Here is a 23,895-nt window from a genome sequence, read left to right as displayed (position 1 = left end):
TTCCTTCCTCCTTTTTCAATTGGACTATTCCAATCCATTAAATTATCAATAATTTCACGGCCGTTTTTAACACTCTCTTTACTTATGGCTCTTATTTTAATATTCTATATATAATTTGTCAAGCTATTTTCAGTTTTTTGTTTAAAATTCTATATTTTTAACTTTAGTTTGGACTATACCAATCCAGATATGTCCAGTTTATTATACATTTAATATTAAAATTGGAACTGTACCTATCGGATGATTTCTCATATTTACGCAAAAAAAGAGGCGCCTGTTTCTCCGAAAACAGACGTCTCTTTTAATACTATATTCATCACTAAATCAGGTTCTATCCACTCTATTTCCTGTGGTTTCCCTTACAATATATCCTTCTCTTTTTCCGCTATTTTCTCACAGATGCTTGTCTGGAGATGAAGGAGGGAACCCGAATCAAAAACATAGTCAAAATACAGGACTCTTCCTCCAGCCTTCTTGTATTTCTGAATCAGGCTGACCATAAACGGCTCGCCCAGTGTGCTGTATTCCTTCGTTGTCAGCAGGAGGTCCGCATTGCTTAAGCTTTCGCCAATCTCATCCCGTTCCTTATCCGAAACAAAGGTTTTCACAATATTGATATTCTCTAAATCCCGAATCTGCCAAAGCAGATTCTCCATAAAACGGTTGCTGATCGTCCAGGCTACCACTCTTGTTTCCGATGATATTTTAGCCAGTCCTATCAAAGTTTCGCTGCTCGTGACTGTGGTAACCACCTCCACCTTGCTGACCAGTTCCGGGAATGCCTGGACAAACGTTTCATAGTGGTGTGTCGTCGTCACAATTATATCAAAATTATCCTCCAAAAGCTGCGGTTCCTTCAGCACTGTTTCGAGTAGAAAATATTGGATACTGCTGTTCTCCACATTCTTATATTCGTTTTTTGCCAGCTGAATCGACTCCGGACTGCACTCTACCCAGGCTATCATCAGTTTTACGTCTCCGGCCATATGGCGGACCATCTGCTTTCTGAATATGTCCACCACTTCGCGGGTCTGGAGGCCCATCTGCTCGGCGCGGTCAAAAATATTATTAATCTCCTTCGTCAGAATCTCTTCTTTCTGGCTGTTTCCTATCTCAGAAATGTATGTCCCACTCCCGCGGACAGCATAAGCATAGCCCTGATGCACTAATTCCTGATAGGCCATCTGAACCGTGCCTCTTGCTATATGGTTTTCTTTTCCAAGCTCCCGCTCCGGCGGAAGCTTCTCTCCAGCCTTCAGCTCTCCGCTCCGAATCATCGCATAGAGCTGCTCCGTAATCTGCTGGTACTTCGGCAGCGGCGATTTTTCATCCAGATAAATTTCCATATTCCTCTTACTCTCCCATGTCAGGATATTATTATGCAATGTCCGGCCTGCCATCGCGATTTAACTAACCACAGCACCGGAACTTCTCCGCCTGCGGCGGGTCGCTGTAGCAACACTATTCCCTGCCGCCGCAGGCATCGGCTCACTTAGCGAGTGCGCTCCTCCGCGGAGCGTTTTTTATTTAACAGGTGAAATTTCCTGTTAAATATATAAGAAATGCCGGAAATCTTATCCGGTGGCAAAAGAACGATTCGCGCACATTTTACCATCGTAATAAAGATTCCCAGCGCTATTTCAGCTGCTCGAAGCAATAGAATTTAAAGCACTTCTGTACCCGAGCCCCAGCATTGATAACTTTATAACACCATACTTGGTATAAGTATACCACATTCAGTTAAAACTTGCCAGCTTTTATTATCGACCGGCATTGCATTTATCAATTTTATGAAAGTCATATTAAATATTTTCATTACATAAAATTAGATAAATATAATTAACAGGCATACCGGTATATGAAACTACGCAGTAAAAGCGCTATTATTATATCAATACTTATCCCCTTAGCAGTTGGTTCACTATCTGCATTATTCAGCGGCAATATGTCATCATACTCTATGTTCGAAAAACCGGCTTTCAGCCCGCCAGGGTTTATTTTTCCAATCGTATGGACAGTGCTTTACATACTGATGGGAATTTCCTCTTATCTCGTTTATACCTCAAACAGCCCCTATAAACCAAACGCTTTATTGCTCTATGGCATACAGTTATTCTTTAACTGTTTTTGGAGCATTATCTTTTTCGGATTAGACCTTTATCTGTTTGCATTTATCTGGCTCATCGCATTGATCTTTATAATAATCAGTATGATAAAACAATTTTATATTGTCAGTCCCACGGCCGCTTATTTGCAGATTCCCTATCTGATATGGTGTATATTTGCCGCATACTTAAATTTCTATATATTCTTATTAAATTAAGATGTGTGTTTGAAAAGGCAAAAAAATAAAAACATTATCTTCAAGCACTGTAAATTCAGTATCTTTAAATAATGTTTTTATATGACTCGGAGTAACAGGATTTGAACCTGCGACCTCTCGGCCCCCAGCCGAGCGCGCTACCAAGCTACGCCATACTCCGTACTCTGCTCTATTATTATACCAAATATATCTAAAAAATCAATGAAAATTTTCTATAATTATAAAAATAAAGGAAACTCATGAATCCGTGCGGGTTTTATGGTATAATGGCCGCATAGCGGGCATTATACTGCGCATAAACGGTTTCTGCGTCCACTGCAGGAATCCGGCGCTGATTTACGTCGGCTCCACGTTCCTGAGGGATTCGGGTATAATCTCCTATGAAAACATAATTCCAGAAAGGCGGATACACCATGATCAGTTTTGACCTTGACATGACTCTCCTGGACCACAACACAGGGAAGATTACACCAAGTGCGCTGGAAGCGATTGATATACTTCGAAAAAAACATAAAATCGTACTTGCCACAGGCCGCGATATGGACAACTACTACAGCCGGCAATACCGTGACATTATAAAACCTGATGCTGTTATCCATATGAACGGCACGAAAATAACCGTCGGTGACAACCTGATATTTGAACATCTGTTTAACCGTAAATTGTTGGAAGAACTGCTTTGCTTCTGTGACCGCGAGGGCTATGGAATTGGGATGACTCTGGGTGATGACGATTATTACATTCATCCTGAGATTATTGAGGCCAGCGACATTAACGCCTGGGGAAGCTGCGGAAGGCGTTTTCAGGATCCATGGAAGATGCTTGATATGAACATCCGGACCCTCGCCTTTATCGGCGATGAATCCCAGGTACGCCGGGTTGAAGCAGAATTTCCCAATTTAAAAATGCCTTTGTTCGCCGGACGCCGCGGAGCCGATGTCATGGAACACGGTATATCAAAAGCAGAGGGCCTGAGCCGCCTTGCCGCATATTTCGGCGAGAAGGAAGACCTCTCCGATTCCGTTGCCTTCGGTGACAGTATGAATGATATGGAAGTGATTATCAAAGCAGGCATCGGCGTTGCCATGGGCAATGCTGTGAAAGAGCTGAAAGAGGCCGCGGATTATGTGACTTCTCCCATTGCAGAGGACGGCATCTACCGCGCCTGCCTGCATCTCGGTCTTCTGACCGACTGAACTGAAAGGCAGTTCACGTTCTACACTGCCTGCCACTCCGCCTGCTCTTCAGGCTCCACATGAGATAACAACCTCACTCGCTCGGCCGGGGTCATCTGATCCAGCATCCCGGCCAATTCGTCCGGGGTCAGATTGCGCTCTTCAAGAATATCTGCAATATGTTTCAAGTCTTCCTCTCTCCGCTCTTTCAGAAGCTCTTTTTCTCTCGCCTTCAAATCTTTAATTTGTGCTTCCAGAGCGTCAATCATCTCCCTGACCTCACTCAGTTTCTCCGTACATGATTTTTTCTTTCCTCTTGGCATAGTTATTTCGTCTCCTTTCTCTTACCAGTTTTTCCCGGATCATTAAATTATATGCAGTGTTTTGTACAATTAGAACAATTATATGGACTTTGCAAAAATTCTTCTCCGGATAAATGATTTATAAAAAGGAGGAGCCGGGTGGCCCAGTGGCCATCCGGCTTATTATGAAAAAAATATTACTATTCTGAATGTCTGATTAATTTGTGTTTTTTCTTCTTTCGTTTTACTTGATTCATTTGCTTTATCTTTATGGTCTTAGTATATCTTTTAATTGTGACCTCTGTTTGTAGAAAATGTGAATATATTTTGAACACACGGTAAATATTTTGTGAAAGGAAAATTAGCAGCGATAGCCTGCACGCTCTGCATACAGGCCACCGCCATCAATTAGTTATTGCAGCCGCAGCCTCCATCATTAATCGGCATTACGCCGCCGCATCCACTGTTGCAGCCGCATCCGCTGTTGCAGCCACAGCCGTTGTTGGAAGCTGCATTAAATCCGTCTCTGTAGCCGACAGCGTAACCATCGTTAAATCCTGCTCTGTAAGCTCTGTTGCAGCCACAGCCGTTGTTGGAACCGCAGCCACTGTTGGAGCCGCAGCCACTGTTGGAACCGCAGCCACAGCCGCATCCGTTATTGTTACATCCGCATCCAGAATTCCAGCATCCACATCCACATCTACATCTATTAAATAAACAACACATACTTAATATCTCCTTTATTTGTTTTTCTTTATAGTATATAGTATGTACATGGGGACAATGTGTTACCGGAAAACCTCTATGCGCACCTGACAGGATGTACTTTTCCGTAAAAAGAAAAAGCACCGGAAATTTCCGGTGCCGGTACTGCGTCTGCCCAGGCAGAACCTGTCCATATTACCTCTTCTTTTTTCCGCCGGGGGTCCTGCCCGGAACCCTGAATTTAGGACTTTTAAAAACCCACCAGTGTGCGATCATCGTGGCAAAAATAACCGCCAGCATCACAAAATCACCGATCATTCCTCCCAGATGGAAGGAGATTGAATAGCTGGCCAAAGTGTCGATGGCAAACAGCCACTTTTCAACAGAGTATACCTTTTTAATGTCATAATCAGCCGGATTAATCGTGTCCGATACAAAAATCAGAAAATCCCTATTGCAAAACAGATCAATTGTCTCGGCAAGAAACAGGCAACCTATCAGAAAAAACAAAATATCCATCAGGCCAATCCTTTCTAAATCATATTTTGACGGTCTGTAAACTTAAAATTACTATTCACAACCCCGCTGAAAAAGCAGTTCCGTGAGCAGTAAAACTTAAACACTGTGAGGTGAAAATCATGTTTAACAATGAAAAAATCAATCAGGAAACAAACGGCGGCTTTTCATGTGCCGCTGCCTGCAAAAATGCATCCGCCGCCCGTAATCTCCGTTCCCGGTATATCGGCCCAGTCCGCCAAATCAGTATGTTCGCCGACCTGTACTGCCGCGGGAACCTTTTGATTCTGGAATCCCATGACAGAGAGACACTACTCCGGATCATGGACGTATTAAACCACTCAATCGAACCGCTCGATTAAAACTTTTTCCATGTTTCCCTTGAAAACAGGATTAACACCGGGAAAATCTCAAGTCTTCCCGCCAGCATGTCAAATATCAGGACAAGCTTTGCCGGTTCTGAAAAAATGCCGAAATTTTTGGACGGTCCGACCAGTTCAAGTCCAGGCCCAATGTTATTAAATGTGGCCGCCACTGCCGTAAAATTCGTTATCAGGTCTTCTCCGTCAAACGCCAGGAGAAATACCGACAGTGAAAACAGTAACGTGTATGCCACCATAAACACATTGATTGACCGCACTACTTCATGCTCCACCACTTTTCCGTCCATCTTAATTTTGCGGATAACCTGTGGGTGCAGAAACTGGATCAGCTCTTTTCTGACGGTCTTTACAAGCACCACCAGACGCGACACCTTGACTCCGCCGCCGGTACTGCCGGCACAGGCGCCAATAAACATTAACAATACCAGGATCGTCTTTGAGGCCTGCGGCCAAAGGTCAAAATCCTGGGTGGCAAAGCCTGTTGTGGTTATAATGGAAGCGACCTGAAACGAAGCGTGATGCAGCGCATCTCCCAGGCTCCTGTACAGACCTGCTGTATTTACCGTGATAATTCCTATGGAGACAGCTATAATTATCAGATACCACCGCAATTCCTCTGTCCTGAATGCCTGTCCCACCCTCTTCATCAGAATCAAAAAATAAACATTGAAATTCACGCCGAATAATATCATAAATACCGTCACAACGTTCTGAATATAGGGGGAATAACCGGCAATACTGTTGTTTTTAATTGCAAAGCCGCCCGTTCCTGCCGTTCCAAATGTAACGGTAACAGCATCAAATAGCGGCATCTTCCCCGCCAGCAGAAAAAGGATTTCCACAACCGTCATGAATATATAAATCGAATACAGCAGCTTGGCAGTCAGTCTTACCTTTGGTACAAGCCTGCTTACGGAAGGCCCGGGGCTCTCTGCTTTCATCAGGTTCATATGAGAACCGCCGGTGAGCGGAAGAAGGCTCAGGATAAAGACGAGAACTCCCATACCTCCAATCCAGTGCGTAAAGCTCCGCCAGAAAAGAATAGACTTCGGAAGCACTTCAACATCGCTCAGGATACTGGCTCCGGTTGTCGTAAAACCGGATACCGTCTCAAACAGGGCGTCCACAGGGCTTGTAATAGAGCCGCTGAACAAAAACGGCAGCGCTCCCATAATACTCATAACCACCCAGCACAGGGAAACTGTTACAAATCCCTCCGAAGTATAAAATATCTGTTTTTTAGGTTTCTTAATCACCAACGGGACGCCAATGAGCAGACATAAGGCCATCGTGATAACAAAACTCCATCCTGCCTGCTCCCCGTAAATCAGGGCAACAATACAGGGAGGCACCATAAAAGCAGCCTCAAAATTCAAAATCCACCCCATAATATAAAATATGATGGAATAATTCATCTCTTCAGCTCCTTCTACTTTTTCAAAATATCGCGGATATCCTGCAGTCCCTTTTGTGTAGTCACGACAATTACCGTATCGCCCTTCAGGATACTGTCCTGTCCTCTCGGTATATGGATTTTCCCATTCCGGTTAATTCCGCCGATCAACAGGTTCTTTTTCAGCTTCAGTTCCATCAGTGAAACGCCGGTCACCTCCGACTCCTCCTGAATCGAAAATTCGAGGGCCTCCGCCTTGCCGTCCAGTATATGGTATAATGTCTCGACATTACTTCCGATTGAGTTCTGCATTGCCCTTACATACTGGAGAATGTAATCGGCCGTTATATATTTGGGATAAATCACGCTACCAAGATCCAGTGTCCCGATCAGCTCATCAAATGCAATCCGGTTTACCTTTGTGACAAGCTTGGCTTTGGAATTCTCCTTTGCAAATAAGGCAAGAAATACATTCTCCTCATCCATATTGGTCAGTGTTACAAAAGATTCCGCGTCCGTCAGCCCCTCCTCCATCAGAAGCCGCCTGTCCGTACCGTCACCGTTGATTATCAGGGTGTCCTGAAGCAGTTCGCAGAGCAATTCACAGCGTTTCTTATCCTTTTCAACAATTTTTACTTTAATACGCATCGCAGAAAGCTGCTGGGCAAGATAATAGGCAATGGTTCCTCCGCCCACTACCAGCGTATTCTTAACCTGATTCGTCTGGATTCCTATCTTGCGGAAAAACTCCATAGAATTCCTGGGAGATGCAATAATCGATACCATATCGCCGTCGTGAAGCACAAAATTACCGGCGGGAATCGTCACATCGTCCCCCCGTTCCACCGCTCCGATCAGCACGTCACAGCGAAGCTGGCTGTCCACGTCCATAACCGTCAAACCGTCCATATGAAATTCCGGTTTAATTTTAAATTTTAAAAGCTCCACCTTACCCTTGGCAAACGGGTCAATCTTAATCGCGGAAGGGAAGCGCAGAATTCTGGAAATCTCGGTAGCTGCCGCAAGCTCCGGATTGATAATCATGGAGATTCCCAGCTGTTCCTTGATGAATCCTATCTCATTACTGTATACAGGGTTCCTTACCCTGGCAATCGTGTGGCATTTGCCCGCCTTCTTGGCGATCAGGCAGCAAAACAGGTTTAATTCATCGGAACCTGTCACTGCTATCAGAATGTCGGCAGTCTGAACCCCGGCTTCCAATTGGGTGCTGATGCTGGCGCCGTTTCCAACCAGTTTAATAGCGTCAATATCTTCCGAAAAACTTTGCAGCCTCTCCGCCGACGTATCAACCATCACAACATTGTGGTCTTCCCTGACCAGTTGGTCTGCCAGTGTGACTCCAACTTTTCCACACCCGATAATGATAACTTCCATAAAGTCCTCCGTGCGTACACTTAATACAAGTCTGTACATTTTTGTCTAGAATGTCTATTTTCCTATTATACCACCATATCCTGTTTTTTCAAATAGAAAGAATAGAGAAAACGGCCATCTCCCCCTTGATATTGCAGAAATGACCGTCTTTCTATCATATTATTAACTTTTTTCACTCTTTACGGTATCTTTATACCGTCTTAATGCCATCTTAATTCTGTCTTTATATCATCTTAATTCTGTCTTAACGCCATCTTTATCTTGTCTTAACGTTTTCTTTAGCGTTACATCAGAGAAGACAGTACCGATGCCTTGGAAACGATACCGACAAGACTTCCATCCTCCTCGAGAACGGCTATCGGATATTTTGCCTCTGCCGCTATAGGCAGGATATCACTGATAACGGTATCTCTCGTCGTGGTCTCGACATCCGTCACATAGACTTCCTTCAGCGATTTTTCTTCTTTTCTCGCCCTGATCGCTGATTCAACATTTACAATGCCGAGGAACTTCATGTGGCGGCCCACCACATAGGCCGTGGACACTCCGTTGTTCTTCATCTCGCGGAGCGCATACTCGGGAGAATCCGTCTCACGCACCACGCAGGGAGTAATCATTACATTCTTTGCGCAGAGAACCTTCGTCATATCTGCACTGTTGATAAATTGGCGGACATAGTCGTCTGCCGGATTTGCGCTCATCTCCTCTGGCGTGCCCACCTGGATCAGGCGGCCGTCACGCATAATCGCCACAGTATCTCCCAGTTTAAACGCCTCGTTGATATCATGTGTGATAAACACCACCGTCTTTTCCAGCTTCCTCTGCAGGGACAAAAGTTCGAACTGCATATCCTTTCTGACGAGAGGGTCTAATGCCGAGAACGGTTCATCCATTAAAAGCACCTCCGGATCGTTGGCCAATGCCCTGGCAATTCCAACTCTCTGTCTCATGCCGCCGGACAGATTGCCTATTAATGTATGCTCGTGGCCTTTCAGGCCGACCATCTCTATCATCTCCATCGCCTTGCGTTCCCGTTCCACCCTTGGAACGCCTTTAACTTCCAGGCCATAGACCACGTTACCGAGGACGTCCCTGTGGCTCATCAGGCCGAAGCTCTGGAAAACCATGGAAATCTTGTCCCGGCGGTATTCATTCAAGTCTTTCTTACTGAAAGTGTCGATTTCGCTGTCCTCATACATGACCTGGCCGCTCGTCGGTTTGTTAAGCATATTCAGCATTCTGACCACCGTGGATTTGCCGGAGCCGGAAAGGCCGATGATGACAAACACCTCGCCTCTCTTAACCTTAAAGCTTACGTCCCAGAGCGCAACGGTGACACCCGTTTCTTTAAAAACTTCATCCTTGGTTTTTCCCTCTTTCATCAGCTTTGCGGCTTCTGCTTTGTTGGAGGCCCCGTACAGCTTTATCAGATGATTCACCTGTAAAATATAATCATTCTCTTTTTCCCTGTCTTTTCCGTCGATAATCACTTTATTTTCTGCCATCCGCATTGTCCTCCTTTCTCTTGAACCATCCCTGAGTCAGTCGATCCATGAGAATTGCCACTATTACGACTGCCGTACCGGCCAGAAGTCCCCTGCCGATCTCAATACGGTTAACGCTGATAAGCACTTCCATTCCCAGTCCGGAGGCGCCAATCATGGAACAGGTAACTACCATGGCCATCGCCATCATAAGCGTCTGGTTGACGCCGGTCAGGATAGTCGGCAGGGCCTGTGGTATCTGAACTTTGAAAAGACACTGCCACTTCGTGGAGCCAAAGGATCTGGCAGCTTCCACCACTTCCGGATCCACCTGCCTGATACCATGGCTGGTCAGCCTGATTACAGGCACAATGGCATAAATAGTCGTGGCAATAACGGCCGGAGCTTTACCCAGTCCGAAGAAAAGCACTGCCGGAATCAGATAAACAAACACAGGCATTGTCTGCATCGTATCCAGAATCGGCCGCACGATCACATTCGCCCTGTCGCTGCCTGAAATCATAATTCCCACAGGAAGGCCTATAAGAAGTGAAATCACAACAGACGCAAGCACAATCGACAGCGTTTCATACATCAAATCCCACAGCCCGATGGCTCCCACAAGGAACAGAAGGATACTGTAAATAATGCCATTTCTCACTTTACCGCTCAGTTTATAACCTCCGAAGAAAACAATTGCAATCAGAAGCCACCACGGAATCAAATTGAGGATTGCATTGAGAACATTGATCAGAATATTAAGCCCGTCCCTGATTGCCTTAAATACGGTTGACTGGTTCGCAAACGCTTTCACGGAAGTATCAAAGGCATTGACATCAATCGGAATCACAAACGGGAAATCAAAGAAATAATTTGTCTTCTCCTGTGAAAGGCCGAGCGCGCCCCTTACATCTTCCGCTTTGTCTTCCGGCAGCCACTGATCGATTAATTCACTATGCTCTGTCAAAAACCATTTTGCGGTATCGGTATAGGTAACTCCCTCGTTGTCCTGCATATAGGCAAGCGCTTCCGAGGTCAGCGCACTGCTGGTCTCATATTTTTCCAGGAATTCGCAGAACTCCGGCTCTTCCTCATAGAACTGGTTGCTGACGCCGACCGTAACATCGACAGACGGACAAGCGGTCTCTCCGGCTTTGTATTTCTCCAAATCCACATAGGGGTAATCTTCCAGGAGCACCATATCATACTTACCGGTCAGCCAGGTTGGTTCCCAATAATAACCGACAATCGGCTCACCCTTTTCAAAGGCGGAGGTAAATGCCGCCGAAAGCGCCGCATCCGACCCCGGCTGGAAGTAATTATACTGACTGTCAAGTCCGTTAAACTTCACCTTTTTCTGCATGATCTCATTGATTTCCCAGCCCGGGATTGCTCCGTAGATGCGTCCCATACCCGGTTTTTCATCATCCGGAAAAACATCTGCATACTTTTTTAAATCCTGCACGGTTTTGAGTCCCGGAGCCATCGGCTCAATTCCCCGCTCCGGATCTCCCTCTATCACGTATCTCGGAACGTAAAATCCCTGGATGTTGTCACCAAAGTTCGTTCCCAGATCCTTAAAGAGCCCGGCATCCCTGTCCTCATAATAGGTCGACAGGTTGTCCGTCCACTCCTCAATATTCACATCAATTTCACCGTTTTTCAAGGCCTCATGCATAATCGGGCTTGAACCCGGCATCTCCTTCCAGGTATAACCAAAAGCAGATTCCGCTACCAGGCCTGCAACTGCATTATGGAATTTCACACTGTCCCATCCTACATCGGCAAACGCAATCTCTCTTGATTTTGTACTGCATCCGGCCAGCCCTGCCCCTAAGGTCAACACCATTGCCAGAACAGCAACTATTGTTCTTTTTTTCTTCATGTAACCCCTCCTGTCTGTCAATTTTTTGTAATACTATCCCGTTTCTGACTCTTTATCAGTATAACAGCTATTCACCGAATACGCAATGCTTAGCTAGCTAACAAAGAATTATTAACATTTCCTTAAGACAATTTTTAATAAATTGTCAGGATTATTGAAAATTTAAACTTTCGTTAATCGCTTGAAATTTTCAAAGAACAGCGGCTGGGTATTCCCTGCTGATAATAAGATGCAGAAACCGTAAACCTGGCGTCCGGGATATAAAAGAAAAAACCTTGGCTATGCAAGGTTTTTCAGAAGCAGATAACGGGAGTCGAACCCGCCTTTCCAGCTTGGGAAGCTAGCGTTCTACCGATGAACCATATCTGCAAAGTAAAGACTCATGTATTGACTGTATCCAATGATTTATGCTGTGAACAATAACCATTATATCACAATTTCCCAAAAAGTCAACGAATGAGATTGACATATATTATTTAATCGTGTAATATAGTTAAGCAAATTTAATTAAATCAATATAACTAAAGGAGTATAATATGACGATCACTGATAAAATGAACAGCTTCTATTATCATATGTCCCTGTATGAGCTTCAGATGATGAACGGAAGCGATTATTTCAACGGCCTGTCCTATAACAGCCTTCTCTATATTAATGTTATTGAACAGCTTGAGGACTGCACCGTAAGTAAACTGGCCCAAGCGCTCCATATAACCAAATCCGCCGTTACCATTAAAATCAATGAACTGGTCAGGCAAAAGCTTGTTCTGAAGGAACAAAGTTCCATGGATAAGCGGGTTTACTATCTGAAGCTGAGCCCGGAAATAGCCAATATAATGGGGCTCTATGATGAGATATTCCAGAAAGTGGAGTCAGATCTCAGAACAAAATATACAGAGGAACAGCTTGAACTGTTTGGGGACATCCTGCAGACGATTTCAGGCTATAATTGGAGGCAATTAAAAAATGAATAACGAACTGAACCGTGAAATTAATCTGAAATCAATCCTGGCATTTACCCTGCCCTCTATTTTTATGATGGTGGTAATGTCACTGTATACTATCGTGGACGGAATCTTCGTATCCCGTCTTATTAACACCAACGCATTTTCCGCAGTCAATATCATTTATCCGCTGATGAGCATTGTCATCGGTCTGGGCACTATGTTCGGAACCGGCACAACCGCCATCGTATCGAGAAAACTCGGAGAAGGAAGACAAAAAGAGGCAAACCAGATCGTTACATTCATTATTCTGTTTACGATTGGTCTGGGCATCGCATTTTCCGTCGTCTCCTGCCTGTTTCTTGGTGATATTATTCATCTTCTGGGCGCCAATGACGCCGTTTTTGACTATTGCCGCGAATATGCGCTGCCGATTATTCTGTTTCTGCCCTTCAGCCTTCTGCAGGTGCAGTTCCAGAGCCTTTTTGTCGCCAACGGAAAACCGGGTACAGGGCTTTTGGTGACCCTGGTCAGCGGTCTTGCCAATGTTTTTCTGGACTATTACTTTATTGCAGTCTGCAATATGGGTGTAGCCGGCGCCGCCGTTGCAACAGGGATCGGCTACTTTATTGCCGCAGTCTTCGGACTGTACTATTTCGCACGCCACAGGGAGGCTCCGCTGCACTTTGTAAAACCACGCGCTTCCATGCAGACTCTTATGCGCGCCATGACCAACGGCTCGTCTGAAATGGTCAGCAACCTGTCTACCAGTGTTACGACCTTTTTATTTAACATTATCATGATGAGGCTCATCGGGCCTGACGGAGTGGCTGCAATTTCGATCCTTTTATATCTCGATTTTGTGCTGATCGCCATTAACCTTGGATATTCCATCGGTGTGGCTCCGCTATTCAGTTATAACTACGGAAGCGGTGATTGCCGGAAGCTGAAAAAGCTGTTTCGCATAAGCTTATATTTCTGTACCAGTGTCGGCGTAGTCATGACGGCGGGCACCGTTCTCTTTGCAGACTGGCTGGCTTCCGTATTCTCACCAGCCGGCAGCGCCGTACACGCACTTGCGGCTACCGGACTCAGAATATTTGCCGTCAGCTACCTGTTCAAAGGCTTCAGTATTTTTACATCGGCTCTGTTCACGGCATTCGGCAACGGAACCCTGTCGGCCATCCTGTCCTTTATGCGAACTCTTATACTGCTGGTATCGGCGATCCTGCTCTTCTCCTCCCTCTTTGGGATTACGGGCGTCTGGTCGGCCACTCCGGCTGCGGAAACCATTGCATTTCTGCTGGCCGCTTTCCTGGCATGGAAATACGGAAAGGTTTACAGGTATCTGTAAATCGTTTATACTGGTACTGCCTGCGGCTTTGCCGGCGGCAAAGGAGGACCATTATGAATAAAAGCAAAAGCAGAAAATATCAGAAACAAAAAAATAATAACTTAAAAAAATATTCCAATATTAAAAAGATAGTGATTGGGCTGATAGCCCTGCTCTGTGTCTGCGGGCTGCTGCCGGAATTCATATCCGGTAGGCTGCTCGGAAACAGCCCTGATAATGCCGATTTTCAAAGCGCTTATGTTGCTGTTTCCGAAGCTGTTTCCGACGTACTTTCAGGTAATATTCCCAATTCACCAAAAGCTCCCGGAAGCGGCCGCTTTGAGGATATTCCCTCTGTCACGGATCCGTCTGAACGGAGCGGGCTCAGAGTGGATTTTCTCGACGTGGGCCAGGGCCTGTCCGTCCTGATAAATGCAGACGGCCACTTTATGCTTTATGACGGCGGTGACAGAACCGCCTCTTCCTTTGTCGTGGCGTATCTGAAAGAGAAGGGGGTTGCAAAGCTGGATTATATGGTGGCCTCCCATTATGACGCAGATCACCTGAACGGACTGGTAGGCGCGCTCAACGTCTTCAACACGGATATGATTCTCGGCCCCGGCTACGAAACCGATACAAAGATTTATAAATCATTTACCGATACGGTACAAAGGATGAAAAAAGAGGTAGTCCATCCGCAGCCGGGAGAACGGTATCCCTTGGGCGGGGGATATTTTGAAATTCTCTCCCCTCTTTCCGCCCAATACGATGATGTAAATAATTATTCGATTGCAATCCGGCTTGTCTACGGCGATACCTCTATTCTCCTGGCAGGCGATGCCGAACAGGAAAGCGAACAGGAGATGACGGAGTACTGGCCTGACTTGAAAGCCGATGTATTATGTGTCGGCCACCACGGTTCTCCCACCTCCACCGGGGAAGCCTTCCTCGACAGCGTTAATCCTTCCATCGCCGTTATAAGCTGCGGCAGGGATAATTCTTACGGTCACCCCGGCAAAGCGGTCCTGGAGCGTCTGGACAGCCGGAACATCACGGTTTTCCGTACTGATGAATCCGGTACCATCACCCTGACGAGCGATGGAAGCGCGCTGACCCTGCCGGCATCCTGACCTTTTTCGAACCAGCTGTATCTGAGCCTGCCGTCCGCCAGGATACTGTCCTAACTAAATTCCTTGTTAACGGTAACAGGCGCGATCGGCGCGCCTGTTACCGCCGGCAGTTATAGCATCCGGATAGGACGCTTATACCTGCCTCATTTTCGGGTCTACCGCTTCTTTTCGTACATTGTGGGTCTGGTTCTGGTTTTCAGGTTTTACTTTCTGTGTAATACTGTTAAACTTTTCCAGGTTCTTTTTCTCCTGTATTTTTTCCTGCTGTTTCTGATTCATATTATCTGTCATCTGCTTCACCTCAATGTTAGTATGAGCGGCCGTGAAAAAAATATTTACTTTTTTTCAAATTTCTCTTGCTTTTTCTACAATTTAATGATATGATATACATCGCTCACCATTAAACGACATCGAGGCGTGGCTCAGTTTGGTAGAGCGCTGCGTTCGGGACGCAGAGGTCGCGTGTTCGAATCACGTCGCCTCGATTGAAGATTTAAGGCCTGTTGGTCAAGCGGTCAAGACGACGCCCTCTCACGGCGTAAACCCGGGTTCGATTCCCGGACAGGTCATTAAAGCTGTTGCAGATTGCAACAGCTTTTTCATTTAACGGGAAAGTACATCTGCGCGCGGAGCGTGCCGGTTATCGTTTAACATAAAAACGGTCCGCAGTTTATAGCCGCGGACCGTTTTTTGTAAAGGAAGAACAACGTGACGTCTTTTAAGCTCTGTTTACGAAAGACTCACAGTCAGTACATTCTTTCTGAGTCGGGTTGGCCTCGTGTGTACCAACTTTAATCCTCTCTAATGCGCAGTAGTTTGCGTCCTTTGCATGGTTAGCGCAGTTAACAATTGTACATTCGATACAAGTATTCTTTCCGTTTGTTACCATAATGAGTATGCCTCCTTAAATAGATTTTATATTATTATCTGCATAATCGTACGATTTATGCGCGGAGGGCATACGGAATTTTTTTACATTTATTCGCTTTTGACTTTATCGAAAGACGGGTTAAAAGCATAAAAGTTCTTGCTGTCGAGATGATCCTGGAGATCCCTGAGAGCCTCGCCGAAACGCTGGAAATGAACAATTTCACGCTCTCTCAGATATCGGATCGGGTCACAAACGTCAGGGTCTTTAACGACACGGAGGATGTTGTCATAAGTGGATCTTGCCTTTTGTTCAGCCGCCATATCCTCAAAGAGGTCGGTAATCGGGTCTCCCTTGGACTGGAATTCACATGCATTGAAAGGTATTCCTCCCGCAGCCTGCGGCCAGATTCCTGTCGTATGGTCAATATAATACGGGCCGAAACCGGACTCTTTAATCTGTTCCGGCGTCAGGTTCCGTGTCAGCTGATGAATAATGGCCGCCACAATTTCCATATGTGCCAGTTCTTCGGTTCCGATGTCCGTCAAAAGGCCTTTTCCCACTTTGTAAGGCATGGAATACCGCTGGGAAAGATAACGCATGGAAGCTCCAATTTCTCCGTCCGGACCACCATACTGACTCATAATAAACTGTGCCATCTGTGGATTTGACTGTTTAATTTTTACCGGATACTGTAAACGCTTTTCATATTTCCACATACCTTACATCTCTCCTTCCCATGGCCATTTATCTGTCAGCCACGTCCATTTTGAATCGCTCTCAACTCCGTCGGTTGTAAGAGGGCCAAACTGCTGCTGATAGGCATCCACGGCTTCTTTCCGCAGCTGCACTACATAGTTATAATAATTCAGAGCGTTCATATCATCCGGATGCGTATCCAGGTACAGGACGATATCGTCTACAGCAAAGCTCGCTTCATAAATTCTCTGCATAAGCGTTCTGGCAGTTTCGTTCATTTACATGCACCTCCCCATCACAAATGGCAGATCCAGCTCTGTGAATATCGTTCCCCTGCAAAAACCTTCATCAAGGGGAGATGGCTGAGACCATCTCTGCATCGGCACATAGCCCATGCCGATCGGGAAGCGATCCAAATCTTCGCAGAATGCCATATTATTCTGTCCCTGCGCCATATTGCCGGGCATTGCCGGCATAGCTCCCATGTTCGCCGGAGCCGTTTCCATGTTTGCCGGAGCTGTTCCCATGTTTGCCGGAACTGTTCCCATATTCATCGGAGCTGTCTCCCCCGGCATACTGCCCATTCTGTCAGGCATGCTGCCCATTCCATCCCGTACGCTGCCGCTGCCCGACGGCATAGACGTATCAGCAGGCATCCATGGTGTGCGGCCTGACTGGCGGGAATTCGATTCTGATCGCGGCTGTATCATTGTGGGCGGCATTCCGCAGGGAGGATATCCCTGATCCATGTACCAGGATGACATATCAGGCATGGGATCCTGTCTTCTGAAATCCATTCCGTCCGGATAATGAGGATTAAAACAATTCATATTCATTAAAACCTTTCCTGAGACTTATACTTTATACTATGTTGCAGAAAGAAAATTGACAAAAAAAGATGCGAAAAGGACCGGCTGACGGCCATTTCGCATCTTTAAAAAGCTTCTGTCTATCTATTATTTTGTTACAGTTCAGCCTTCGGCCAAACTGCAACAAATGATGCACAGAAACGGCTAAAAGCGCCGTTGATTGTGGTGAAAAGTTCACTTTTCATCGCGTCGCGCCGCATAACTCGGGATTTTCGCAAAAACAGCGAAAACACCTCGCGGAATACATCCTGGCTGAGCTGTTTCGTTATTTTCTTGTCTGCAGCTCTTTTTCCTTTTCTTTACAAAGGTATTTAATGATATCTTTTCTTGTTATAATGCCGATAAAATTTTTCTGATCGTCCAATACCGGGACAAAGTTCTGGTTCAGGGCTTTATCAATCAAATCTTCCATATCGGAATCCGCAAGAACCGGTTTATTGTCCGATCTTCTTGGAATCTCCGTAATGCGGATCCGCTCCGCATCTCTCAATGATAAATCATACTTATTTTTAATACCCCAAAGCAAATCCCCCTCTGTCAGCGTACCGATGTACCTTCCCTGACGGTTGACTATCGGAACAGCCGCATATTTGTGAAATTCCATCGTCTCCAGTGCCTGTCTGAGTGTATCATCATCATTTATGTACGCAACTTCACTTTTAGGTGTTAAAAAAAACAAAATATTCATCTGCCTTCTCCTTGTGTGTTCTATGCTGTCTAAGCACGGTACTATTATAACGCTCCCCTTTGAAAACTTTGTGAACAAATCATGATATTTCCATTAGATTTATTAAATTTTAAGAAATACCCCCGGGGTGTGTCTGATTAATATCCCAGAGCCTCGTCCACAAATACTATCTCTGCTTCCATCCCATTCGACGGACGCTCGATGATTACGGTTGACCGGCAGATTCTTCCCGGGCTGCTGCAGTCATAGCAGCGATCCCCCTTAGCCGCACACGGCGTAGCCGAACCGAGGCGGCGGGCGTTTTTCGGCGCCGCCACATTCTTAGCCCGTTCCATTGCCCTGGCAAGATCCGGCTCTATCTTATTGCTCCCCACAATAAAATATATTTTTTCCGGTCCATAGAGGGTCTGCGAAACACGGTTTCCCGTTCCGTCGATATTGACCAGTTCTCCCGTCTCGGACACTCCGTTTGCACTGGCCAGATAGACCTTTGCCTCTCTTGCCTGCAGCAGAGTCTCTCTTCCCGGGATATCCCAATGCCAAATCACCTCGTTATTCTCCCTGAGACGCTCGGCCAGCCCCATCTCCTTCACCGTAATACTGCCTCCGATCGAAACGCTGGTCTCTCTGATCCGGGCGGAAAGATAATCCGCCGCCTCTTTTGCAGTACTAAAAAAAGCTGTTTTAAAACCATGATTTTCAAAATTCTGTTTCAGTATTTCCTGATTCATAGCACTTCTCCTTGCAATATAATCGTAAATTAAATTGATTCACAGCTCTGCTCTGATTATTATAACCCCAGTTGTACCTCTAAGTAAACATGAAAAGATACAAAAATACCGCCGCACTTTATGCAAGGTCAAATTTCCTTTCCCTTCCATAAACTGCCGCGGCACTTTTATGATTATCATTATTCAGTTTTCTCAGTTCCTTCTGTCTTCCCGCCGACCGGTTACTCCAGATAATCCAGAGCGTCAACAGGCTGCCCTTCATGCATTAACTCGAAATAGACGTTATTGCCCTCGATTGAATAGTATTTTGTAGGCTCAGATACATATCCCAGCAGAGTGCCTTTTGTAACATACTCATTTTCTGCCACCTGGATATCTTTGAGCTGGCCGCATACGGCTGTGTACTCGTTGCCTAGGTCCAGGACTACGTAATTACCGATCTCCTCATTGGAGCCTGACTCCAGAACTCTGGCGTCTGCCGGCGCGCTTACCGGATCGCTGATATCACCCTGGATAATCAGGGCCGGATTGCATTTGTACTGATCGAGAGTCGGGAAGTATACGGTTGTCTCCATACTGTAATCCAACACTACATTTCCTTTGACAGGCCACTGCAGCGTGCGCTGGCCCCCGAAATTAAGTGTCACAGCCTGGGCGGCGCCGTCTCCGGCTCCTGCTGCTTTTGCACTGTTTTCTCCTTTGTCTGCGGAGTCTGATTTGTCATCGGAAGAATAGGAAGCGTCTGAGCTTCCGGCCGCCTGGGCTTTTGTCTCAGCATTTTCCGTACTGCCGCCGTTTCCGGTTTTGTTCTGCGGTATGTTTTCCGCAAGAATTCCCTGAGTCTGAGGGACTTCCAGGTACGGATTCTGCTCGTTAATATTATCTCCCTTTCTAATCTTTACCGCTCCTGCTGCAGCTACTATAGTCAGCAGGCCTAACACCATCATCACAAGGAACAATTTGTCCTTGAACAACTGATTCATCTTATTTTTCACGTTTATCACCTCGGTTATATTCTTACCTGACCGAAGCTTTTTATTCAAAAACTACAACAATATTTTTATAATAAAATTCCAGTATTTTTTCAGCCGTCCACCCCTCCTTCGCTTTCAGGCCGGCGCCGTACTGGTCAAAACCGTAACCATGGCCTATCCCCTTTACCGTGCATCTGATATTGCCTTCCGCCTCCTCAAATGAATATGCCGGGGACGGAAGCCCCAGGGCATATTGTATCTCCTCGCCTCCATAGCTTTTTGGGCCCACCTGGATGGATTCCACATACCCGGCCTCGTCTTTTTTAATGACCTGGATACTTTCCAGCACCTCCTCCGGCCTGACTTCTGGCGAATCCGGCATCGAGTTAAGCCTGGCGGCCAAATCCTCCCTTGTAAACAGATATACGCCCAGGTAGTTTTCTCCCTCCACATCCCCGGCGGCATCCACCTGTACCAGATAGGGATGAAGTTCATCCCCGTTTCTCGTCATCCCGGCGCTCAGCCTGTGGAACAAGGGATCTATGTAGTCTCCATTATATTGTATCACCTGTCCGGCCGTCGCCTGGACCGCATCCCTTATTTTTTTGTAATTTGCCAGATAATCGGCTTTCCCCCACATTTCCTCCATCTGGCTCTGTTCCAGATAGTCGAGGTCCAGTGCCGACTCTTCAATCCGGTCCTTCCCCTGCATTTGCTTGCAGAGATAAGTCCTGGCTATAATCGCCTGTGCCTTGATGGCTTCCATATCATACTCCGCCGGAATCTGCAGTGCCGTAATTCCAATCAGGTATTCTTCCATATCGACAGGCGCCGGGGAACCCTCCCTGTCCAGCAGGATTGTGCGCCCCGATACGGCGCCTCTGTCTGTATTTCCCTCCACCCGGCCTGTCCAGGCCAGTGTCGTTATATATGGTATCAGGATTGCCAACAGGCAAACCGCTGCTGCTTTTCTCATAAAAAATCCGGCTCCGTTCCACAGAATAATAGATCTCGCATTATCATTCTATGTTACGGGCCGGATTTCTATTCCAACCGCTTATTTTTAACTGCCTGTGAACACTTCTTCCGCTCCGTCATCTAGCCGGCGGTAAAAGCCTCCATCTTCCATTTCAGAAAACCGGTCTTTTTAAGGGTAATTGTTCCCGTGAAGCTCTTCTGCACCACAGGCGAAACCTCCTCCAGTCTTCTCTCCAGATAAAATTCCGTCTCCACCGTGTACCGGTACCGCACCGTCTTCCCGCTCTCTTCCTCCAGAGCCAGAACCGGTTCCTGCGCATAAATCCGCTCTACAGGCGAGGGAAACTGCTCCAGGAACAGAGTGTAGGGTATTCCCACGGGAAGCAGGCTGTCCCTGCCCTCCGGGGTAAAATCTCCCGGAAAATGGGTGTCATACATCTGTGGCAGGCCAATGTTTGCGGCCTCCTCCAGTTCCCTGTAGCTTTCGGATGTAAATAATTTTTTTACTATCCGCTCCGCCTGGGCTCTGCTGCTGGCTGAAAATGTAATATAGCAGAACACAGATGCCAGAAACAGGCACGCCGCCAGGATGACCGGCAGGGAAATTCGATTATTCCTGTTCTTAAAATGGTTCTTAGAAAGAAAACCGGTTCTCATTTAGTCTAATTCCACCTTTACCTTTTTAAGGTGCCAAATGTCCCTTACATATTCTTCAATGGTTCTGTCCGAGGAGAACTTGCCGGAACAAGCCACATTCATCATCGCCGCTTTTGCCCATTTTGTCTCATCACGGTATGCCGCTTCCACTCTCTGCTGCGCATCCGCATAAGAATGGAAATCTTTCAGGATAAAGTAGGTATCGGCTTTCGCACTGTTTTTCGTATTCAACAGAGAATTATAAATGTCGCGGAACAGCTCCGGATCCTGCGGTGCGTAGTAGCCGTTGATTAGCTGCATCAGCACACGGCGGATTTCCTGATCCGTATTAAAGATCTCTACCGGATTATAGCCTCCGTTATTCTCAAAGTTAATTACTTCGTCCGAGGTAAGGCCGAAAATAAAGGCGTTGTCCTCTCCTACCTCCTCGACAATCTCCACATTGGCTCCGTCCATGGTTCCCAGTGTAAGCGCTCCGTTGAGCATAAATTTCATGTTGCCCGTTCCGGACGCCTCCTTGCTGGCTGTGGAAATCTGCTCGCTGACATCAGCTGCAGCAAAAATGATCTCGGCATTGGATACCTTGTAATCTTCAATAAAGACAACTTTTATCTTACCGTTAATCGATTTATCGTTGTTAATTACATCGGCCACAGAGTTGATTAACTTGATTGTCTTCTTGGCAATCTGATATCCGGCGGCCGCCTTTGCCCCGAAAATAAAGGTTCTCGGAACCATATCGATGCCCGGATTATCCTTCAGCTGGTTGTAAAGATACATAACGTGAAGAATATTCAAAAGCTGGCGTTTATATTCGTGGAGCCGTTTTACCTGCACATCAAAAATCGAGCGGGGATCTACATCGATGCCATTGTGCTCTTTGATATATTTTGCCAGGCGGAGTTTATTCTGATATTTAATATTCATAAATTCCTGGCGGCACTTCTCATCCTCCGCATAGATTGCCAGCTTGCTGATATGGGGCAGATCCGTGATCCACTCATTCCCTATCTTATCGGTCACCCACTGAGCCAGAAGCGGGTTGCCGTGAAGCAGGAAACGCCTCTGGGTAATTCCGTTTGTCTTATTGTTGAATTTTTCCGGCATCATCTCATAGAAATCGCGCAGTTCCTGTTTCTTCAGGATTTCCGTATGGAGCCTGGCTACTCCGTTTACGGAAAATCCGGCCACAATGGCCAGATGTGCCATCTTAACCTGGCCATCGAAGATAATCGCCATTTTCTTTACTTTTTCATAGTTGTTCGGATACTTCTGCCCAACTTCCAGCAGGAAGCGGCGGTTGATCTCCTCCACAATCTGGTAGATACGCGGAAGCAGCCTGGAGAACAGCTCGATCGGCCATTTTTCCAGAGCCTCTGCCATGATGGTATGGTTTGTGTAGGCGCAGCATCTCGTTGTGATATCCCAGGCGTCCTCCCACTCCAGATGTTCTTCATCCAGGAGGATTCTCATAAGCTCCGCAACCGATACGGTCGGATGGGTATCGTTCATCTGGAACACTACCTTCTCCGGCAGCATATGGATATCTTCATTCTGCTCTTTGAATTTTTTAATCGCCACCTGCAGGCTGGCGGAGTTGAAGAAGTACTGCTGCTTCAGGCGCAGTTCTTTGCCGGCGTAGTGATTATCATTTGGGTAGAGAACTTCAACAAGGTTCTTCGCCAGGTTTTCCTGTTCCACTGCCTTCTGGTAATCTCCCTTGTCAAAGGCGGTCAGGCTGAACGTGTTAATCGGCTGCGCATCCCAGATACGGAGTGTGTTGACCACGTTATTTCCATAGCCTACAATCGGCATATCATAAGGCACTGCCAGAACGGACTGATAGCCTTCCTGGACAAACACATTGCGCTGCCCGTTCCAGACCGTCTTCACATAACCTCCGAATTTTACCTCCGTTGCATATTCCGCACGGCGTATTTCGAATGGATATCCGTTCTTCAGCCATTCATCCGGCACTTCGATCTGATAACCGTTTTCAATTTTCTGCTTGAACATGCCGTAGTGGTAGCGGATACCGCAGCCATAGGCCGGGTATCCAAGCGTAGCAAGGGAATCCAGAAAGCAGGCTGCCAGACGGCCAAGACCGCCGTTGCCGAGAGCCGGATCCGGCTCCTGGTCCTCGATGGCGTTTAAATCAAAGCCCAGCTCTTCCAGGGCTTCCCTTATCTCCTTCTGCTCGCCCAGGTTAATGATGTTATTCCCCAGGGCACGGCCCATTAAGAATTCCATGGACAGATAGTAAACCTTTTTTACCTTTAAATCATCGAATGTTTTCTGCGTCGCAATCCAGTTATCGATAATTACATCCTTTACCGCATAGGCAACCGCCTGATATACCTGCTGCGGCGTCGCTTCATCAATCGTCTTTCTGAACTGGTTCTTCACATTGTCAATAATACTCTTCTTTATCGCTTCCTTATCAAAAGTCTGCATCTGTTATCC

25 protein-coding genes and 4 tRNA genes are annotated in these 23,895 nt (G+C 46.4%); 8 read left to right on the top strand and 21 right to left on the bottom strand.

Translation table 11 applies throughout. The features are described from left to right. Window positions 1-359 precede the first annotated feature (359 nt). A complete protein-coding gene (locus CLOSYM_RS19120; protein ID WP_044902913.1) occupies window positions 360-1,346 on the bottom strand; it encodes a GntR family transcriptional regulator in 987 nt (328 codons plus the stop codon). 512 nt (window positions 1,347-1,858) lie between these two features. Here CLOSYM_RS19120 and CLOSYM_RS24155 point away from each other — a divergent pair. Continuing rightward, window positions 1,859-2,323, top strand: a complete 465-nt coding sequence (locus CLOSYM_RS24155) for a TspO/MBR family protein (protein WP_044902909.1) — start codon at window positions 1,859-1,861, stop codon at window positions 2,321-2,323. An 86-nt stretch (window positions 2,324-2,409) separates the two neighbouring features. Here CLOSYM_RS24155 and CLOSYM_RS19110 read toward each other — a convergent pair. Beyond that, window positions 2,410-2,483: transfer RNA gene (locus tag CLOSYM_RS19110), tRNA-Pro, on the bottom strand. Window positions 2,484-2,736: 253 nt separating this feature from the next. Between CLOSYM_RS19110 and CLOSYM_RS19105 the strand changes: the two genes are divergently transcribed. Beyond that, window positions 2,737-3,519: a Cof-type HAD-IIB family hydrolase gene (locus tag CLOSYM_RS19105; RefSeq protein WP_003504478.1), complete on the top strand. Its 783-nt coding sequence runs from the start codon at window positions 2,737-2,739 to the stop codon at window positions 3,517-3,519. Between the two features lie 20 nt (window positions 3,520-3,539). On the opposite strand, the gene CLOSYM_RS19100 is transcribed toward CLOSYM_RS19105, so the two are convergent. The 3 genes from CLOSYM_RS19100 to CLOSYM_RS19090 form a co-directional block, all read right to left on the bottom strand. Next, entirely contained in the window at window positions 3,540-3,821 is a 282-nt protein-coding gene (locus CLOSYM_RS19100) for an H-NS histone family protein (protein ID WP_003504476.1), read from the bottom strand. A 425-nt stretch (window positions 3,822-4,246) separates the two neighbouring features. Beyond that, window positions 4,247-4,492 carry a hypothetical protein gene (locus tag CLOSYM_RS19095; protein WP_242828705.1) on the bottom strand — a complete coding sequence of 82 codons (246 nt, stop codon included), beginning with the start codon at window positions 4,490-4,492 and terminating at the stop codon, window positions 4,247-4,249. Window positions 4,493-4,700: 208 nt separating this feature from the next. Further along, window positions 4,701-5,024, bottom strand: a complete 324-nt coding sequence (locus tag CLOSYM_RS19090; RefSeq protein ID WP_021643417.1) for a hypothetical protein — start codon at window positions 5,022-5,024, stop codon at window positions 4,701-4,703. A 119-nt stretch (window positions 5,025-5,143) separates the two neighbouring features. Between CLOSYM_RS19090 and CLOSYM_RS19085 the strand changes: the two genes are divergently transcribed. Then, the gene (locus CLOSYM_RS19085) at window positions 5,144-5,383 is read left to right on the top strand and encodes a hypothetical protein (protein ID WP_021643416.1); all 240 of its coding nucleotides are present in this window, start codon (window positions 5,144-5,146) and stop codon (window positions 5,381-5,383) included. On the opposite strand, the gene CLOSYM_RS19080 is transcribed toward CLOSYM_RS19085, so the two are convergent. From CLOSYM_RS19080 to CLOSYM_RS19060, 5 genes are all read right to left on the bottom strand, one after another. Further along, on the bottom strand, window positions 5,380-6,819 hold the full coding sequence (locus tag CLOSYM_RS19080) for a TrkH family potassium uptake protein (RefSeq protein ID WP_003504470.1): 1,440 nt from the start codon (window positions 6,817-6,819) through the stop codon (window positions 5,380-5,382). The genes CLOSYM_RS19085 and CLOSYM_RS19080 overlap by 4 nt on opposite strands. Before the next feature lie 14 nt (window positions 6,820-6,833). Further along, a complete protein-coding gene (gene trkA, locus CLOSYM_RS19075; protein WP_003504468.1) occupies window positions 6,834-8,192 on the bottom strand; it encodes a Trk system potassium transporter TrkA in 1,359 nt (452 codons plus the stop codon). 284 nt (window positions 8,193-8,476) lie between these two features. Continuing rightward, the gene (locus CLOSYM_RS19070) at window positions 8,477-9,697 is read right to left on the bottom strand and encodes a quaternary amine ABC transporter ATP-binding protein (RefSeq protein WP_021643414.1); all 1,221 of its coding nucleotides are present in this window, start codon (window positions 9,695-9,697) and stop codon (window positions 8,477-8,479) included. Beyond that, window positions 9,684-11,561, bottom strand: coding sequence for a glycine betaine ABC transporter substrate-binding protein (locus tag CLOSYM_RS19065; RefSeq protein ID WP_021643413.1), 1,878 nt, complete (start codon window positions 11,559-11,561; stop codon window positions 9,684-9,686). The genes CLOSYM_RS19070 and CLOSYM_RS19065 overlap by 14 nt, the downstream gene beginning before the upstream one ends. Window positions 11,562-11,859: 298 nt before the next feature. Then, window positions 11,860-11,930: transfer RNA gene (locus CLOSYM_RS19060), tRNA-Gly, on the bottom strand. A gap of 167 nt (window positions 11,931-12,097) precedes the next feature. Here CLOSYM_RS19060 and CLOSYM_RS19055 point away from each other — a divergent pair. From CLOSYM_RS19055 to CLOSYM_RS19045, 3 genes are read left to right on the top strand one after another with little or no spacing between them, the layout of a single operon-like run. Continuing rightward, entirely contained in the window at window positions 12,098-12,535 is a 438-nt protein-coding gene (locus CLOSYM_RS19055; RefSeq protein WP_021643412.1) for a MarR family winged helix-turn-helix transcriptional regulator, read from the top strand. Further along, entirely contained in the window at window positions 12,528-13,859 is a 1,332-nt protein-coding gene (locus tag CLOSYM_RS19050; protein WP_003504459.1) for an MATE family efflux transporter, read from the top strand. The genes CLOSYM_RS19055 and CLOSYM_RS19050 overlap by 8 nt, the downstream gene beginning before the upstream one ends. Window positions 13,860-13,912: 53 nt before the next feature. Further along, window positions 13,913-14,968, top strand: coding sequence for a ComEC/Rec2 family competence protein (locus tag CLOSYM_RS19045; protein ID WP_021643411.1), 1,056 nt, complete (start codon window positions 13,913-13,915; stop codon window positions 14,966-14,968). A gap of 132 nt (window positions 14,969-15,100) precedes the next feature. On the opposite strand, the gene CLOSYM_RS23100 is transcribed toward CLOSYM_RS19045, so the two are convergent. After that, window positions 15,101-15,259 carry a hypothetical protein gene (locus CLOSYM_RS23100; protein WP_003504456.1) on the bottom strand — a complete coding sequence of 53 codons (159 nt, stop codon included), beginning with the start codon at window positions 15,257-15,259 and terminating at the stop codon, window positions 15,101-15,103. Window positions 15,260-15,379: 120 nt separating this feature from the next. Here CLOSYM_RS23100 and CLOSYM_RS19040 point away from each other — a divergent pair. Further along, a tRNA-Pro gene (locus tag CLOSYM_RS19040) sits at window positions 15,380-15,453 on the top strand. A gap of 12 nt (window positions 15,454-15,465) precedes the next feature. Further along, a tRNA-Glu gene (locus CLOSYM_RS19035) sits at window positions 15,466-15,537 on the top strand. A gap of 149 nt (window positions 15,538-15,686) precedes the next feature. Here CLOSYM_RS19035 and CLOSYM_RS24150 read toward each other — a convergent pair. From CLOSYM_RS24150 to CLOSYM_RS18990, 10 genes are all read right to left on the bottom strand, one after another. Continuing rightward, entirely contained in the window at window positions 15,687-15,857 is a 171-nt protein-coding gene (locus CLOSYM_RS24150; RefSeq protein ID WP_009296396.1) for a DUF1540 domain-containing protein, read from the bottom strand. An 89-nt stretch (window positions 15,858-15,946) separates the two neighbouring features. Continuing rightward, window positions 15,947-16,555, bottom strand: a complete 609-nt coding sequence (locus CLOSYM_RS19030; RefSeq protein ID WP_003504454.1) for a manganese catalase family protein — start codon at window positions 16,553-16,555, stop codon at window positions 15,947-15,949. Window positions 16,556-16,558: 3 nt separating this feature from the next. Continuing rightward, complete coding sequence (locus CLOSYM_RS19025) at window positions 16,559-16,813, bottom strand: spore coat protein CotJB (protein ID WP_003504452.1); 255 nt, start codon at window positions 16,811-16,813, stop codon at window positions 16,559-16,561. Then, window positions 16,814-17,371 carry a spore coat associated protein CotJA gene (locus tag CLOSYM_RS19020; RefSeq protein ID WP_044902906.1) on the bottom strand — a complete coding sequence of 186 codons (558 nt, stop codon included), beginning with the start codon at window positions 17,369-17,371 and terminating at the stop codon, window positions 16,814-16,816. Between the two features lie 298 nt (window positions 17,372-17,669). Then, the gene (locus tag CLOSYM_RS19015; protein WP_003504448.1) at window positions 17,670-18,092 is read right to left on the bottom strand and encodes a CBS domain-containing protein; all 423 of its coding nucleotides are present in this window, start codon (window positions 18,090-18,092) and stop codon (window positions 17,670-17,672) included. Window positions 18,093-18,229: 137 nt separating this feature from the next. Next, complete coding sequence (locus CLOSYM_RS19010) at window positions 18,230-18,823, bottom strand: lactate utilization protein (RefSeq protein ID WP_003510475.1); 594 nt, start codon at window positions 18,821-18,823, stop codon at window positions 18,230-18,232. A 221-nt stretch (window positions 18,824-19,044) separates the two neighbouring features. Continuing rightward, window positions 19,045-19,818 carry a murein hydrolase activator EnvC family protein gene (locus tag CLOSYM_RS19005; RefSeq protein WP_003510474.1) on the bottom strand — a complete coding sequence of 258 codons (774 nt, stop codon included), beginning with the start codon at window positions 19,816-19,818 and terminating at the stop codon, window positions 19,045-19,047. 40 nt (window positions 19,819-19,858) lie between these two features. Then, on the bottom strand, window positions 19,859-20,773 hold the full coding sequence (locus CLOSYM_RS19000; RefSeq protein WP_003504443.1) for a SpoIID/LytB domain-containing protein: 915 nt from the start codon (window positions 20,771-20,773) through the stop codon (window positions 19,859-19,861). A 122-nt stretch (window positions 20,774-20,895) separates the two neighbouring features. Next, complete coding sequence (locus CLOSYM_RS18995; protein WP_003504441.1) at window positions 20,896-21,432, bottom strand: hypothetical protein; 537 nt, start codon at window positions 21,430-21,432, stop codon at window positions 20,896-20,898. Next, entirely contained in the window at window positions 21,433-23,886 is a 2,454-nt protein-coding gene (locus CLOSYM_RS18990) for a glycogen/starch/alpha-glucan phosphorylase (RefSeq protein ID WP_003504439.1), read from the bottom strand. It abuts the gene before it with no gap. Window positions 23,887-23,895 lie beyond the last annotated feature (9 nt).

Origin of the sequence: [Clostridium] symbiosum ATCC 14940, assembly GCF_000466485.1 — a bacterium.
Taxonomy (GTDB): Bacteria; Bacillota; Clostridia; order Lachnospirales; family Lachnospiraceae; genus Otoolea; species Otoolea symbiosa.
The sequence above is the reverse complement of the archived record's forward strand: the minus strand, read 5'-3'. Positions and strand labels throughout refer to the sequence as shown.